Genomic DNA, 15422 nt, shown 5'->3' with positions numbered 1-15422 from the left:
TCCCGATTCAGTGGTGCCGGTGCGGGGCGGGTTCGGCGTCGGCCGCGTACAGCCGGAGCATGCGTCTGGCCCGCAGCACGAACGGTGGGGCCAGCACGCGGTCCTTCTCGACCGCGAAGCCATAAGGCGTGGCGTCGTAGTCCTCGACCACGCGCCGGTATTCGGCGATCTCGTCCGGGCCGACCTTGAACGTCTGGGCGATCACGTCGACTTGGCGGGGGTGGATGGCCGCCTTGCCGGTGAAGCCGGCCTCCCGGGCCGCCTGGCATTGGGCCTGGACCACTGCCAGGTCGTGCAGTTCGAAGGAGTTGGTGTCGATCGCGGGCAGCCGGTACTTGGCCGCCGCGACGCACAGTCGGGCCCGTGCGTGGTCGAGGTAGGACTCGTTGGCGGTGTACATCTCGGCGGTCAGGTCCGCCTGGCCGAAGCACAGGCCGTCGCTCTCCGCGGCGATCGCGAAGGCGTTCTCGACGGCGTCGACGGTCTCGATGAAGCTGATCACGCTGGGTGGTTTCGAGGTTTGCGCGAGCAGTGAGCGGTAGATGGCCACGTCGCCCGCTCCGGCGATCTTGGGGATGAAGATCGCGTCGATCGCGATGCCGCCGATCATGGCGTCCTGTTCGATCACCGCCTTCATGTCCTCGAGGCCGTCGAGGGTGGCGATGGTGTTCACCCGCAGACCCAGCGCGGGCAGGCCGGCCCGGGTCAGATCGGCCGCGGCCAACATCGCGCGGGCCTCGGCCTTCCTGGCCGGGTGGGTGGAGTCCTCCAGGTCCAGGACGAGCATGTCCGCGTGCATCTTGCCCGGTTCGGCCACCGCCGCGATGCGCAGCGCCGGGGTGTACAGCAGGCTGGCGTGCGGCTTCATCGGGCACTCTCCCGTCCGAACAGCAGGTTCATCTTCCGCAGCGAGAACTCCTCGTAGCGGATCGGCTCGTAGCGCGCGGGGCGGTCGGTGGCGAACTTCGGGAAGCACTCGATGACGGTGTCGTCGTTGGCGAGCTTGAAGAACGCGATGGATTGGCGTCGCCGGTCGGCCAGGCGCACCCGGTGCGGGGTGGAGACGTACTCGTCGTTGGACCAGCGGGCCATCAGGTCGCCGATGTTGACGATGAAGCTGTCCCGGTCGCGGACCTCGATGTCCAGCCAGCGGCCCGAGCGGTCGCGGATCTGCAGGCCGGGCCCGTCCTGGGTGAGCAGCGTGATCAGGGTGCCGTCGGTGTGCTCCCCCATGCCCTGGTCGTTGACGAACTCGGGGTCGGTGCCCGGGTACAGGTGTGAGCGGAGCGAGTCGTTGGCGGTGTCGGTGCGGGTGGCGAAGAAGGTGCGCGGCAGGTCCAGGGCCAGCGCGAGCAGTTCGGCGATCCGGCCGGAGACCGCTTCGCAGGCCACGAAGTAGCGCTTGAGCGCGGTCCGCAGCGCGGCCCCGGACTCGTCGGCGGGGAAGGGCAGTTCCTCGTCGTCGTTCAGGATCAGTCGGCCGACGCTGAACTTCTCCACGTAGTCCGAGGGCATGCCCTGTCTGCCGGTGTAGGCGTAGGCGTTCTCGGACAACAGCGCGCTGTGGCCGTAGGGGCTGTAGTCGTTGTCGCCGCGCGCGGTGCTGGTGCGCATCGCGAACTCGCGCTTGGTGTCGAGCGGGAGCCGGAAGAAGCGCAGCGACTCGGTGTAGGCGTCGTCGAAGACCTCGGGGGCGATGCCGTGGCCGCGCGCGATGAAGAATCCGGTGGTCCGGCACGCGTCGGAGATCTCGTCGGCGATGCGCCGCTCGGCGTGGGGGTGTTCGGCGTGCAGGCTGATGACCGGGATCATCGGTCTTCCTTCTGCCGGGGGACGAGGATCGTCCGCTCGAAGTCGATCACGGTCGCGCCGTCCTGGTTGAGGCCGGTGGAGTGCACGGTCACGATGCCCTCGCCGGGTCGGCTCGCGGATTCGCGTTTGGTGAGCACGCGGGTGCGGGCGTAGAGGGTGTCGCCGATGAACACCGGTGCGGTCAGCCGTACCTTGTCCCAGCCCAGGTTGGCCACGCCCTTGGCGCTGATGGTGGCCACCGTCATCCCGTTGACGATCCCGAAGGTGACCAGGCTGGAGACCACCGGGCGGCCGAAGGGGGTCTGTTCGGCGTAGACGGCGTCGATGTGCAGCGGGTGCTGGTTCAGGCACAGCAGCGAGCTCCACACGTTGTCGCTCATGGTGATCGTCCGGCCGGGCCGGTGTTCGACGACCTCGCCGGGGACGAAGTCCTCGTAGACCATGCCGCCGTCCTCCCGGTAGGTCCCGGGACCGACGGCGATGAAAGAGTTCGTCTTCACCGTTCTCCTTCTTCGATGCCGGCCCGGCGCAGTGCCGAGCGGGTCGATCTCAGTGCCGCGTCGGCGGCGGTCGCGGCCAGGCCCAGGCCCCAGAAGGTGCGTCCGTCCGCGTCCAGGGCCGTGAAGCAGGCCTTGGCCTCGCGGCTCGCACCCGCGGTGTCGGTGACGAGCACCTGGGTGAACTCGACGCCGTGCGCCGCTGCGACGTCGGCGCGCACCTCGTGCTCGTCGGCGTAGGCGTGCGTGGTGGGCGTGTCGTCGACGCAGTAGGTCTCCCGCAGGAGCCGGTGGATCTCCGGCGGGTCGAGTTCGCGGCCGGTGGCGTCGGTGACGTCCTGGACGACGGCCGCGAAGTCGCGCCGCAGGGCGATCGGCAGGTCCAGGCCCCATCCGCTCTTGAGGACGTAGGCGATGCCGCCCTTGCCCGACTGGCTGTTCACCCGGATGATCGCCCGGTAGTCGCGGCCGACGTCCTTGGGGTCGATCGGCAGGTACGGGACCTGCCACGGCGCGTCCCCGGTGTGCCTGCGGGCGCGTTCGGCCTGGGCGGCGAGCCCTTTGGCGATGGCGTCCTGGTGGGTGCCGGAGAACGCGGTGTAGACCAGGTCGCCGGCGTAGGGGTGTCGGGGGTGCACGGGCAGCCGGTTGCAGTCCTCGACGATCTCGCGGACCGCGTCGATGTCGGGGATCTCCAACTCGGGATCGACACCGCGGCTGAACAGGTTGAGCGCGAGCGTCACCAGGCAGACGTTCCCGGTGCGTTCGCCGTTGCCGAAGAGCGTGCCCTCGACCCGGTCGGCCCCCGCCAGCAGGGCCAGTTCGGCCGATGCGACGGCTGTGCCGCGGTCGTTGTGCGGATGCACCGACAGGATGATCGCATCGCGTCGATCGAGGTTTCGGTGCATCCACTCCACCTGGTCGGCGAAGAAGTTGGGTCCGTGTGTCTCCACAGTGGTCGGCAGGTTCAGCACGAGCGGCCGGTCGGGCGTGGCGTCGACGACCTCCGCGACCCGGTTGGCGATCTCCAGCGCGAAATCCGGCTCGGTCACGTTGAAGGTCTCCGGCGAGTACTCGAACCGGATGTCCGAGCCGCTCTCCTGCTCCGCCAGGCGCACCATGTGCCGGGCGCCGTCGACGGCCATCCGCAGCACGTCCTGCCGCGACATGCCGAACACCACGTCGCGCCACAGGCACGCGGTCGCGTGGCACAAATGCACCACCGCGCGTTCGGCTCCGCGAATTGCGTCGAAGGTCCGCTCGATGAGTTCGGGACGCGCCGGTGTGAAAACCGACACCGTCACGTCGTCGGGAATCCCTTCCTTGATCACCGTTTCCCGTACGAAGTCGAAATCGTCGACACTGGCCGCCGGATATCCGATCTCGATATCCTTGAAACCCATCGTGACGAGCAGTTCGAACATTCGCTTCTTGCGGCGCAGGTCCATGGGTTCGGCCAGCGCCTGATTTCCGTCCCGGAGATCGACCGAGGCCCACATCGGGGCCCGGTCCAGTGCCCGGGTGGGCCACTCGCGCGGGAAATCGGCCGCCGGTCCCGGTGGCTCGTCCCGCGTGTAGCGGTGGAACGGCATCGATGAGGGGCGTTGCGGAAATCCCCGCCTCGGCCCCGGCAAAGAAAATGGCGAGCCCGGCGCACTCACGTCCACGACGACTCCCTCTCACAGTTTTCAGCGCTGCGAAGGTACCGAGCGCCCACGCACCGGGAAATCAGAGGATCCTCTAGAGCGAACCCTGGAATCGGGCCAATTGCCCGCATATTGGCCGATGGGGTGAACTCCGCGGTTGACGTCACCGGTTTCGTCCCGGCTAGGATTTCGGCATACCGATCGGCACCGAATTCATCGGCTCCTGCGAAATGGCGGCCCATGGCCAACTCGACCAGTTCGGACAACCACGCGCCGAAGGTGGCCGACCCGACCGTGCGGACCGGCCGGGTGCTGACGGTGGTCAGCCTGGGCTACGGGATGATCGTGATCGACATCAGCATCGTCAACGTGGCGATCCCGGCGATCCGCTCCAGTCTCGACGCGAGCCTGGCCACGATGCAGCTCGTGGTGGACGCGTACGTGATCGTGTTGGCGAGCCTGGTGCTGGCCGGCGCGGCGGCGGTCGGCCGGTTCGGCGCGGTGTCGATGTTCCGGTTGGGCATCGCGGTGTTCGGGGCGACGTCGGTGTTGTGCGGAATCGCGCCCGACGGGGGCACGCTCGTGGCGATGCGGGCCGCGCAGGGGCTGGGTGCGGTGTTGCTGGTTCCGGCCACGCTGGTGATGCTCACCGAGACCTACCGGGATCCGAACGACCGGGCCAAGGCCGTCGCGGTGTGGGCGATGGTCGCCGGGAGTCCGGTCGCGTTCGGCCCCATCCTGGGCGGCGCCCTGGTCACCGCGATCGGTTGGCGCAGCATCTTCCTCGTGAACGTGCCGATCGTGCTGGTCACGTTGTGGTTGTCGGCCGCGCACATGCCACGCGACGATCCGCGGGCGCGGGCCGCCGCGCGCGAACCCCAGGATTTCCCGGGCCAGTTCCTGGCCATTGTGCTGCTCGGGGGCGTCGCGGTGGCGCTCACCGAGGGCCGCGAGCTGGGTTGGACCGCGCCGCTGCCGGTCGCCGCCGCGGTGACGGCGCTGGTCGCGCTCGTCGCGTTCGTGATCAGACAGCGCACGTACGCGTTTCCGATGATCCCGGGCGATCTGTTCCGGGCCCCGGGGTTCCGCGGTTTCGTCACGGTGGGGCTGTTGTTGTTCACCGGCTACTACGGACTGGTCTTCTCCATCAGCGTGTTCCTCCAACAGGTGCACGGGTATGGTCCGGTCGCCACCGGACTGTGCTTCCTGCCCTCCGCGTTGCCGATCACCTTCATGCCGCTGGTCGCGGGGCGGGTCAACGCGCGACTCGGTCCCCTGCGGGTCCTGGTCGTCGCGATCGTGCTGACCCTGGTCGGCGGCGTGCTGCTGGCCCTGATCGGCGGGGACGCGCCGATCGGCGTGGGTGTCGGGCTCACCTTCATCGGCCTCGGCTTCGGTCTCGCGACCGTTCCGCAGATCACCCTGGTCATGGCGACCGCTCCGGCGCACCGGATGGCGGTCGCGAGCGGACTGCTGTCGGCGGCCCGGCAGTCCGGAACCATGATCGGCGTCGCGCTGCTCGGCGGCCTCCAGTCCGGCGACGACATCGCCGCGCCGGCGATCGGTGCGGTCGTGGCCTACCTGTTGATGGGGGTGGCCGCCGGGCTGGGGGGCCGGAGACTGCCGGCGCACGGCACGACGTAGCGACATCGGCGCCGCGCGACGCGGGGGCGCACGTCGGTTCATCGGAACTCATCACATCCCGGAGTACTCATGTCCGATCAGCAACCGGATCGCGTTCGCGACCTTGCCACCCGGGTCGCACAACTGCGTGCGAGTGACCGCGAGTTCGCGCGGGCGGCGCCGTCACCGGAGGTCGTCGAGACGATCCGGCGCGCGGACGGCGGCCTGATCGCCACGATCGCGGCCGCCATGAGCGGCTACGCGGACCGGCCGGCGCTCGGACGACGAGCCGAGCGCTTCGTCCGAGATCCCGCCACCGGTCGTAGTGGCCTCGAACTCCTGCCCGAGTTCCGGATGTCGACCTATGCCGAGGTGTGGCAGCGGGTACGCGTACTCGCCACCGCCTGGGCCGGCGAGGGCGCCGGCCGCCTGGGCGTCGGCGACTTCGTGGGTGTACTGGGCTTCACCGGAGTCGACTACGCGACGATCGACCTGGCCTGCATGTACCTGGGCGCGGTGCCGGTCCCGCTGCCGACCGGATCGCCGGCCGTACGGCTGGCGCCGGTCGTCGCCGAGACCCGGCCGCGGATCCTCGCGGCGGACGTCTCTTCGATCGAGGCCGCGGTCGACACCGTCCTGGGCTGCGACTCCATCGAGCGCCTGGTCGTCTTCGATCACGACGCGCGCGTGGACGACCACCGGGACGCGCTCGTCGCCGCGGTCGACAAGCTGAGCGGGCGCGCCCCGGTGGTGTCGCTCGGGGACGAGTTGCGTGCCGGCGCGCGGCTGCCGGCGGTGGAACCCTGCGACGACGACGATCCGGATCGGCTGGTCGGCCTGATCTACACGTCCGGCAGCACCGGCACCCCCAAGGGCGCGATCTACACCGCGTCGATGCTCACCCGGATGTGGCAGACCGGGCGCGGCGGTATGAGCAACGCGGGGGCTAGCGGCGACACCCCGCTGCCGACGATCGTCCTGCACTACATGCCGATGAGCCACGTCAACGGCCGCGCGTGGCTGATCTCCGGTCTCTCCTCCGGCGGGATCGGGTACTTCGCGGCCCGCGCGGACATGTCGACCCTGTTCGACGACATCCGTCTGTCGCGCCCCACGGTGCTGAGCCTGGTGCCCCGGATCTGCGACATGGTCCACCAGCGGTACCTTCTCGAGGCCGACCGCCTGTGCCGGACCACCGCGGACGCCGGCATCGAGCGGTCGGCGGCCGAGACGATCGCGCGCGAACGGGTTCGGGACGACATGCTCGGTGGCCGGATCGTCAGCGCGCTGTGCGGCAGTGCGCCGCTGTCGGCTTCGATGCACACGTTCATGGCCTCGGTCCTGGGCACGAAGGTCGTCGACTGCTACGGGTCCACGGAGACGACCCGGGCGGTCGTCGTCGATCAGCGGGTGCGCCGACCACCGGTGACCGACTACAGGTTGGTCGACGTACCCGAACTCGGCTACTTCGCGACCGACCGGCCGCACCCGCGAGGCGAGTTGCGGCTGAAGTCGGTGGGGTTGGTTCCCGGCTACTACCGGCAACCCGACGTCGACGCCCGGACCTTCGACGAGGACGGCTACTACCGCACGGGCGACGTGTTCGCCGAGATCGCGCCCGACCGACTGGTCTACGTCGACCGGATCAACAACGTCGTCAAGCTCTCCCAGGGGGAGTTCGTCGCCATCTCCGCGCTGGAGGCGCTGTACGCCACTAGTCCGCGCATCGCGCAGCTCTATGTCTACGGCAGCGCCGAACAGGCGTTCCTGCTCGCGGTGGTCGTGCCCGACCGGGAGCGCACCGACACGACCGACGACGACCGGCTGCGGGCCGCGATCCTCGACTCGATGCGCGAACTCGCCCGCGCGGCCGGGCTCCAGCCGTACGAGGTGCCGCACGACGTGATCGTGGAACCGCATCCGTTCACGGTCGGGAACGGCCTGTTGTCGGGAGCCGGCAAGGTGGTGCGACCCGCTCTCAAGGAGCGCTACGGGGCGCGGCTGGAGCGGTTGTACGCGGACATCGCGGCCGGGCGCGCGGGGCGGTTCGCGGCTCTGCGGGACGCGGGCGCAGGCGTCGAGCCTTTGGCCGCCGTGCTGGCCGCGGTGCAGATCACCCTCGGGTATCCCTCGTCGCTGGTCCGACCCGACGCGAACTTCACCGATTTGGGCGGTGATTCGTTGTCCGCGCACACGTTCTCGACCGCGCTCGAGCAGATCTTCAAGCTGGAGGTCCCCGTCCAGGTGATCCTCGCGCCCACCGCGACGCTGATCGGCGTCGCGGAGTACATCGAGGCGGCGCGCGGGGGCGACGTGACGCGTCCCACGTTCGCGTCGGTACACGGCCGCGGCGCGGTGGAGGTGCGGGCAAGCGAGTTGACCCTCGACCGGTTCGTGAACGAGCGTGTCCTGGCCCGGCTGCCGGGTACTTCGACCGCTCCGGCCGTTTCGGGCCCTGTTGATCCGGTCCGGAACGTGCTGCTCACCGGGCCGACCGGGTACCTCGGCGGCTTCCTGGCGATCGAGTGGCTGCGGCGTGTGGTGGCAACGGGCGGGCGGCTGACCTGCCTTGCCCGTGCGGGCGACGACGCGGCGGCACGGCGACGGGTGCTGGAGAGTCTGCGCGCCGCGGCGGCGGACCGTCTCGAGTGGTTCGACACGGTCGCCGCCGAGCACCTGGACGTACTGGCCGCGGACGTGTCCGCGCCGAGGCTGGGCCTGGACCGGGGCGCGTGGGAGCGGGTGGCCGCCGAGACGGATCAGATCGTGCACGCCGCCGCACTGGTCAACCACGTGCTCCCGTACAGCCGGTTGTTCACGCCGAACGTCGTCGCGACGGCCGAGCTGATCGAGCTCGCGCTCACCGGTCCGATGAAGCGCTTCGCCTTCGTCTCGACGATCGCCGCCGCGATGGAGGCGGACGGGTCGATCCTGGACGAGCGGGTGGACGTGCGTACGGCCTCCCCGTCGCGGCGGTTGCACGACTTTGACGCGAACGGATACGCGACCGGCAAGTGGGCCGCCGAGGTCCTGCTGCGCGACGCGCACGAGCGTACGGGTCTGCCGGTCGTGGTGTTCCGTCCCGACATGATCCTGGCGCACAGTCGCCTGCCCGGCCGGCTGAACGTCCCCGACCGGTTCACCCGACTGATCCTCAGCGTCGTCGCCACCGGCATGGCGCCGTACTCCTTCTACCGACTCGACGAGAGCGGCGAACGCCGGCGGGCCCACTACAGCGGACTGCCGGTCGACTTCACCGCCGAGGCGATCACCGCACTCGCCGCGCGTCACCGGGACGGATACGCCACCTACAACACCGTCAACGCGAACGACGACGGCGTCTCACTCGACGAGATCGTCGACTGGCTCGTCCACGCGGGCCGCCCGATCACCCGATTCGCCGACTACGACCAGTGGCGCATGCGCTTCGAGGCGGCCGTCCGCGGCCTCCCCGACCACCAACGCCGTGCGTCCCTGCTCCCCCTCCTCCCGGCCTACGCCCGCCCGGCCATCCCGCGACCCCCCGGCACGGTCCCCACCACCCGCTTCACCGAAGCGGTGGCCGGCCTGCCCGTCGCCGAAGGCCGAATCCCGTCGATCACCCCGAAGTTCATCACCAAATACCTCACCGACCTGACCGAACTGGGTTTGCTCCAGACGCCATAGCCACGGGCGCACAGGCGACGAGGCCACGCGCGCACGGCCGACCGCGTCACGAGGTCATGCGCCGATACTCGCTCCGCAGTTCGTCAAGCAGTACCGGGCCATCCTCGAACTGGGCGTTCCAGAAGTGCCAACCGTTGGTGTTCCCACCCAGGATCCGAACGGCGGCAGGCGACGGGGAATCGAACTCCTCACCATCGAGGACAATCCAGCCTCGGGCATCGACCACTGCCTCCGCCTCGTGACCGTCGCGCGCGGGCGTGAGCCTGGTTTCCGGAGCGAGCAATCCGGCGTCCAGCAGGTCGCTGAGCCGGACCCATCGCTCCTGGGCCGGGATATGGACTGGGGAAGGGTAGGTCGGTTCATAGCCGGGCTCTCGCAGTTGCTGATACGCGTCGTGCACAACCTTGGCAATCAGCGGCCGTCGGGCTGCCAGGAAGTCTTCGTAGGCCATCGACTCCCACCCCTTCGGCAACGCGTGCCAGTACATCTGACGGGACAGGCGCTCCTTGGACATCGGCTTGGATACGAGTTCGGTCGGCCAGTATTCGGCGGGCGCGCGATCGGAGATCTCGATGTTGTCGTGCCACTCGACAAGGGCCATGTTGGCCACCTGGTTGATCCGCTGGATGTCCTTAACACCCCGAGACTTCAGGAAGTTCCTTGGGAAGAGGTGATGGCGCTCGATGCCCTTCTTCGTGAGCACCGCGGGATCCAGCCTGGTGCGCACTCTCGTCGTCGACAGCAGCAGTTCGGCGTCCAGGATGTTGAGCGCCGCGATGTAGGCGAGTTGTGTAGGCGATCTCGTGCCGGAGGCGTCCAGAGCGTTGGGCAGCGTGATGCTCCAGAAGTCCGGTGTCAGAGTGGACTTGACCACACGATCCAGCACGGCAAGATATCCGTCCGCATCGCCGAGGGCGACTCCGTGCAGACGGGCGAGATCCTGCTCGACCCGGGTCTCGAACGATCCCGAATAGCGACTTGTCAGGTGGGCCATGAAGAACCACCGCGCGATGCTCTCGCGCAATCGGCCCACCGGAACCTGATAGTCGACGCGCCCGATGAGCCACATCGCGTAGCTGAAGAGCACCGCGTTGTCCGACGAGATCATCTTGCTGCCGCGATAGCCGGCACGTTCCAGGCATTGCATGAACTCGTGCCAGTTCGTGAGATCCAACACCCGGCTCTGCGCGTCCTGGAGCGTGGCAAACCGAGCTTCCCTCAGCTCCGGGGAGCGCTTGCCGGTCTCGGGGTCGCGTCCACGCAGAATCGTGTAGACCTGCTTGAGTACGGCCCGACGCAGAGCGAGCGTCGTGGTGACCCGAAGCAGTTGGTCGGCCTCGGGCCTGATGTACCAATTGAACGGCGACGAGCCACCCAGCGCCGGTTCGCGGGCGTTCCGGCAGAACCGTTCCAGTTCGCCGCGACCGGCGGGCCAATAGACGGACATCAGGGTAAGAATGAAGTCGGCCTGATTGAGCTTCACGCCCTCGCTGTTGATCCGGACGAAGATCTCGGCGACCTGCTCCTCGTCGATGTTGGCGTCGAGTTCGACCACCTTGAACATGGCCTTGTTCAAGTCGTGCAACTCTTCGAGCGCGGTCTCGAGGCGGTCGCGCTCGTCTTGATCCAGCGGACGCTTCTCGACAAGTTTCTTGATGAAGCGGCGGATCGTGGGCTTGCGGTTGTCGGGTTGCCATAGGGCACTGATGTCGGCCAGGAACTCCGGATCCTTCTCGACGGCGGCATCAGTAACCGCGAACGTGGCATCCGCCGGCCGGAAGGCGATCCGAATGGGTCCCGTGGTGTAGTCGCCGCGCAGGACGGGTTCGCCGGTAAGCACCGCGTACAGTGCGGTGAGCCGCTGCTGCCCGTCGACAACGAGGGCGCTCGGTGCGTGATCCTTGGCGTTGGTCCCGATCTGCCGCGCCGAGGGTTCGGCGCCGGTCAGCCAGAACAGCAGCGAACCGACCGGGAACCCCTTGTACATGGAGTCGAACAGGTCGCGGACCTGGGTTGCCTTCCACACGAAGGGACGCTGAAGTTCGGGCAACGCGATGTCACCCCGGCGGATCTCCGCCACGAGGTGGTCCACCGTTCCCGTGGTGTCCTTGTACAGCGTCCGAGCCATGAGTGGTTTCCCCCCGGGTCGATGAGCGGCGTGGGTCCACGCTCGGTCGAGTTGTCGTCGTGGAAACGGTGGCCGGCCGTCGCGAGGCAATGTGAGGCTACGCGACTTCCGCCTTCCTCGTGGCCGAAAGACATCCGACGGGTTCATACCTCGACATGAGCTCTTAAGTGGGGGCGGGTCGAGGTTGCCAGTGGCTTGTCAGGGAGTGGGCGGGGTGCCGAACCGGTGGTGTAGGGCATCGGTGAGGGCAGTGGGGTCGGTGGTTGGGGTGTCGGTAGCCCGGGCGGTGATGCCGTCGGGGCGGATCAGCAGGGCCGCCGTGGGGGTGTTGGCCCGGGTGGTGTGGATGGTGACGCGATCGGGGATAGGCGGCGGGCTTGCGGAGTTCGGGGGTGTCGCGGAGGTCGAGGAGCAGGGCTCGGCCGTCGTGCAGGTGCTCCGCCAGGCGCGTGCCGTCGGCCGGTTCGAGGTCGGGGGCGCTGCGGCCGACCAGGGGGCGGTCGCCGGGCAGGTCGTAGCGGTGCAGGACACCGAAGATGTGTTTGACGAAGTACGTGGTGCCGGTGGTGTTTTCCAGCAGGCCCTTGATCACGGCGCGCAGCGCGCGGGCGTGTCGGTCCGGGCGCATCATCGCCACTTGGGCCCGGCTCCAGTCCAGCACCCAGGCGCCGATCGGGTGTCGTTCGGCGGTGTAGGTGTCGAGCAGGCCCTCGGGCGCGTGGCCGGTGATCTCGGCGGCCGGCTTCCAGCCCAGGTTCAGGCCCTGGCCACCGAACGGCGAGTGCATGTGCGCCGCGTCGCCGGCCGGCAGCACGCGGCCCTTGCGGTACGTGCTCGCCTGGCGTGCGTTGTCGGTGAAGCGGGTCGCGGTGTGCACCTTGGTGACGGTCACCTCCACGCCGGAAACGGCGCGCAGCGCGGTCTGCAACTCCTCGGCGGTGTCCGGGGTTCGGCGGTCGGCCGGTGGGCCGTCGAACTCCACGGTCAGGATCCGGCCCGGCATCGGGCCGTGTGCGTAGCTGCCGGTGTCGGTCGTGTTCCCGCCGAGGGCGAGTCCCTCGGCGCCGGTCATCTCCACCATCGCCTTGTGGCCGGTGATCTCGGGGGGTGTTCCGGGGAAGTCGAATCCGGCGAGCTTGCGCGCCGTGCTGCGCTCGCCGTCGCATTCCACCAGCCAACCGGCCCGGAGTCGGGTGTCGCCGGCGCGGACCGTAACCCCGTGCTCGTCGGCGGTGAAGTCGGTCAGCTCGCTGCTCCGGCGGACTTCGACCTAACCGGGCGGCGCGCTCACTGAGCAGGCGCTCCAACGGCTCCTGCGGGATAAGGCCGACGTCGCCGGCGGGGTGCAGCGTAAAGATGGGGGTAATCAGGCGGACGAGCGCCCGGGTGGTCTGCGGTTGCGGAAGAAGTTGGCGACCCGACAGCGGATCTCCGACGTCGCGACGTCGCTGTTCGGCGCGCGCGGATTCGACCGCGTGACCGTCACCGAGGTGGTCGAGGTCGCAGGCGTGTCAACGGTGACCGTGTTCAACCCCGTCCCGCGCAAGGGGGACCTGTTCCTGGATCGCATCCCCGAGGGCGTCGAACTGGTGACGTCGGCCGTACACGATCGAGCCGAGGACGAGTCGCCGCTCGGCGCGCTGCGCCGGGTGTCGCTCGACCTGGCCGATCGGTGTCACCCGTTGTCGGCGGTCGGGGACCGGTTTCCGCACTTCTGGCAGGTGGTCCTGGACTCCCCCGCGCTGCGGGCTCGCGCGCGCGAGGGGTTGGCGGAGACCGAGGACGCGCTCGCGGCGGCGCTCGCGCACGACCGCGGAACGCGGCCGGACGATCCGCGCACCCGGCTGTTCGCGGCCCTGGTCGTCGCGGCCTACCGCTGCGTCTACGCCGGCACCGCCGCCCGGCTGATGGCAGGCGAGTCGGCCGACGACGTGGTCGAAGACCACAGGACACGCCTGAACGACGCCTTGGAGCGCGCTCTGGAGGCGTGAACCCGCCCGGACGGCCGGGCGCCGGCGACACCGAGGGCCGCCGACACGACTGCGCCGACCTCACCCGCGATCGTGAGGTCGGCGCAGTCGTGGTTCGCGAGGCTCGCCCCGGTTACGGCGTGGCGGGCTTCCCGGCGGTGAAGAGCCAGGTGTTGAACAGCGAATCGAGGTTCTTGCCGGAGATCCGCTTGCTCAGGGCGATGAACTGGCGGGTGTCGCCGTGGCCGTAACGGCGGTCCGTGGCCCAGGTCTTCAGGATGGTGAAGAACGCCTTGTCGCCGACGGTCCGGCGGAGCTTCTCCAAGACCATGGCGCCGCGCTCGTACGGCGGCTTGTCGAAGATGTGCCCGCCGTCGCCCGGGTCGGCGGCCGGGAAGGACCACAACGGGTCGGTGGCCGGCAGGGCGTAGTCGGCGGCGAACTGCTGGGCGGTGCTGAGGCCGCCGTGCTCGGCGTCCCAGAGCCACTCGGCGTAGGTGGCGAAGCCCTCGTTCAGCCAGATGTCCTGCCACTTGGTGAGCGACACCGAGTTGCCGAACCACTGGTGTGCCGTCTCGTGCACGAGCGTGCCGATGCTGGGCGCCCGGTCGTAGATCGGCCTGGTCTGGGTCTCCAGCGCGTAGCCGACGTCGGGCGCGTCCTCGACGATGGCGCCGGCCGCCTCGAACGGGTAACGGCCGAACAGCTTGGTCTCCCACTCGATCACGGCGGGGAGTTGGTCCAGGACCGGCTTGGTCGCCGCGGCCTGGCTCGGCGCGACGGCGTTGTAGACCGGCAGGCCGTCCGCGGTCACGTATTGCTCGACCTGGAACCTGCCGATGCTCGCGGTGGCCAGGTAGGCGGCCATCGGCTTGGCCTCGCGCCAGGAGAAGGTGGTCTTGCCGGCCCGGTGCCGCTGGTCGCGAAGACGCCCGTTGGACACGGCGGTCCAGCCGTCGGGAACGGTCACCTCGACGTCGTAGGTGGACTTGTCGGTCGGGTGGCTGTTGCTCGGGAACCAGGTCATCGCGCCCTGCGGTTCACTGGCCACGAAGACCGAGTCGTCCGGCTGGATGATCCAACCGTCGGGCGAGCCGTCCGGGTCGTACACGTGCGCCGGGACACCCGAGTAGCCGATGACCACGGTGAACCTGCGGCCCTTGTCCAGCGTGCGGGCCGGGGTGATGGTGAGTTCGGTGCCGTTGCGACTGAAGCCGGCCCGCCTGCCGTCGACCCGGACGCTGTCCACGTTCAGGCCGGACAGGTCGAGGTTGAAGGAACTCAGCCGCTGGGTCGCCGTGACGGCGAGCTCGGCGGTGGCCTCCAGGCGTCTGGTCGTGGGGGTGTAGTCGAGATCGAGATCGTAGTGGGCGACGTCGACCCCGCCGTTGCCGGACAGCGGGAAGTACGGGTCGCCCGCGCCCGGGGCACCGGGCGTCGCGGCACCTCCCGAGGTGGCGGCACCGACCAGGAGCGCGGCGAGTACGGGGGTCGCGACGAGCGCGAGGGCGGGACGAGCGAACTTCGATGCCAAGGCGTGGGCCTCCTGTGTCGTGGCTGAATTCCGAGCCGGCGGCGGATCTGGCGGGCGCACGATCAACGCGTCGCCGGGTCCGCGCGCCGGTCTCCGCGCGTCGACCGTCGACCCGGCCATGGCGCGACGCGACACACGAATCCGACCCGGCGAAGGGTCGGACAGAGGACGAGTCGGACGAAGGATGACAAGAAGAACGTAAGGAGGGACGTGATCAGGGACGTGAGTGCCGACGGACGTACCGGAGCGGGACGAGGGGGCGGAGCGGGAACAGGCCGGGCGGGTCGAGGCACGCGGCGAAGCGCTCCGCGCCGGCAATCACTCTACGGTCGAACCCCCGACCGATGAACCTGCTGCGGGCAATCATCCGGATGAAGATCCTCGCGCTCGGGCCCAGGCCCGGGCTGCGCTCCGAGCCCGAACCGACCCGACCCCGGGACCCGCGCCCGAACGGATCCCGGCCGCACCGGACTTCGGCTCGGGCCGACGCGCGGCCCTGCCGGTCGAGGTCGGCACGGCGCCCTCGTCGATGTCCGAAACTGTACG

At 69.3% G+C, this 15422-nt stretch carries 10 protein-coding genes and 1 pseudogene; 3 read left to right on the top strand and 8 right to left on the bottom strand.

All coding sequences use genetic code 11. The annotated features are described in order from the left end of the window. Positions 1 to 7 precede the first annotated feature (7 nt). From ACIBSV_RS43200 to ACIBSV_RS43185, 4 genes are read right to left on the bottom strand one after another with little or no spacing between them, the layout of a single operon-like run. On the bottom strand, positions 8 to 868 hold the full coding sequence (locus ACIBSV_RS43200; protein WP_395872968.1) for an HpcH/HpaI aldolase/citrate lyase family protein: 861 nt from the start codon (positions 866 to 868) through the stop codon (positions 8 to 10). Continuing rightward, entirely contained in the window at positions 865 to 1812 is a 948-nt protein-coding gene (locus ACIBSV_RS43195; protein WP_395872967.1) for an isopenicillin N synthase family dioxygenase, read from the bottom strand. The genes ACIBSV_RS43200 and ACIBSV_RS43195 overlap by 4 nt, the downstream gene beginning before the upstream one ends. After that, a complete protein-coding gene (locus tag ACIBSV_RS43190; RefSeq protein ID WP_395873036.1) occupies positions 1809 to 2255 on the bottom strand; it encodes a MaoC family dehydratase in 447 nt (148 codons plus the stop codon). Before ACIBSV_RS43190 ends, ACIBSV_RS43195 begins: the two co-directional genes overlap by 4 nt. A gap of 53 nt (positions 2256 to 2308) precedes the next feature. Further along, a complete protein-coding gene (locus ACIBSV_RS43185) occupies positions 2309 to 3976 on the bottom strand; it encodes a 2-isopropylmalate synthase (protein ID WP_395872966.1) in 1668 nt (555 codons plus the stop codon). A 219-nt stretch (positions 3977 to 4195) separates the two neighbouring features. Here ACIBSV_RS43185 and ACIBSV_RS43180 point away from each other — a divergent pair, with 219 nt between their 5' ends. Beyond that, positions 4196 to 5599, top strand: a complete 1404-nt coding sequence (locus ACIBSV_RS43180; RefSeq protein ID WP_395872965.1) for an MFS transporter — start codon at positions 4196 to 4198, stop codon at positions 5597 to 5599. Positions 5600 to 5668: 69 nt separating this feature from the next. After that, on the top strand, positions 5669 to 9244 hold the full coding sequence (gene car / locus ACIBSV_RS43175; RefSeq protein WP_395872964.1) for a carboxylic acid reductase: 3576 nt from the start codon (positions 5669 to 5671) through the stop codon (positions 9242 to 9244). 46 nt (positions 9245 to 9290) lie between these two features. Here car and ACIBSV_RS43170 read toward each other — a convergent pair whose 3' ends face one another. The 3 genes and pseudogenes from ACIBSV_RS43170 to ACIBSV_RS43160 form a co-directional block, all read right to left on the bottom strand. Further along, positions 9291 to 11372 (bottom strand): DUF262 domain-containing protein, encoded by a 2082-nt coding sequence (locus ACIBSV_RS43170; RefSeq protein WP_395872963.1) that lies wholly within the window; start codon positions 11370 to 11372, stop codon positions 9291 to 9293. Positions 11373 to 11570: 198 nt separating this feature from the next. Continuing rightward, the gene (locus tag ACIBSV_RS43165) at positions 11571 to 11903 is read right to left on the bottom strand and encodes a hypothetical protein (protein WP_395872962.1); all 333 of its coding nucleotides are present in this window, start codon (positions 11901 to 11903) and stop codon (positions 11571 to 11573) included. A 175-nt stretch (positions 11904 to 12078) separates the two neighbouring features. Beyond that, positions 12079 to 12618: pseudogene (locus ACIBSV_RS43160) on the bottom strand (FAD-dependent monooxygenase); the annotation flags it as partial. 151 nt (positions 12619 to 12769) lie between these two features. Between ACIBSV_RS43160 and ACIBSV_RS43155 the strand changes: the two are divergent. Beyond that, a complete protein-coding gene (locus tag ACIBSV_RS43155) occupies positions 12770 to 13363 on the top strand; it encodes a TetR/AcrR family transcriptional regulator (protein WP_395872961.1) in 594 nt (197 codons plus the stop codon). A 112-nt stretch (positions 13364 to 13475) separates the two neighbouring features. Here the strand turns inward: ACIBSV_RS43155 and ACIBSV_RS43150 are convergent, their stop codons facing one another. Beyond that, on the bottom strand, positions 13476 to 14876 hold the full coding sequence (locus ACIBSV_RS43150; protein ID WP_395872960.1) for a M1 family metallopeptidase: 1401 nt from the start codon (positions 14874 to 14876) through the stop codon (positions 13476 to 13478). Positions 14877 to 15422: the final 546 nt, after the last annotated feature.

Origin of the sequence: Embleya sp. NPDC050154, from assembly GCF_044460165.1 — a bacterium.
Classification (GTDB): Bacteria; Actinomycetota; Actinomycetes; order Streptomycetales; family Streptomycetaceae; genus Embleya.
Note: the sequence above shows the minus strand (reverse complement) of the source record. Positions and strands in the feature narration are given on the sequence as shown.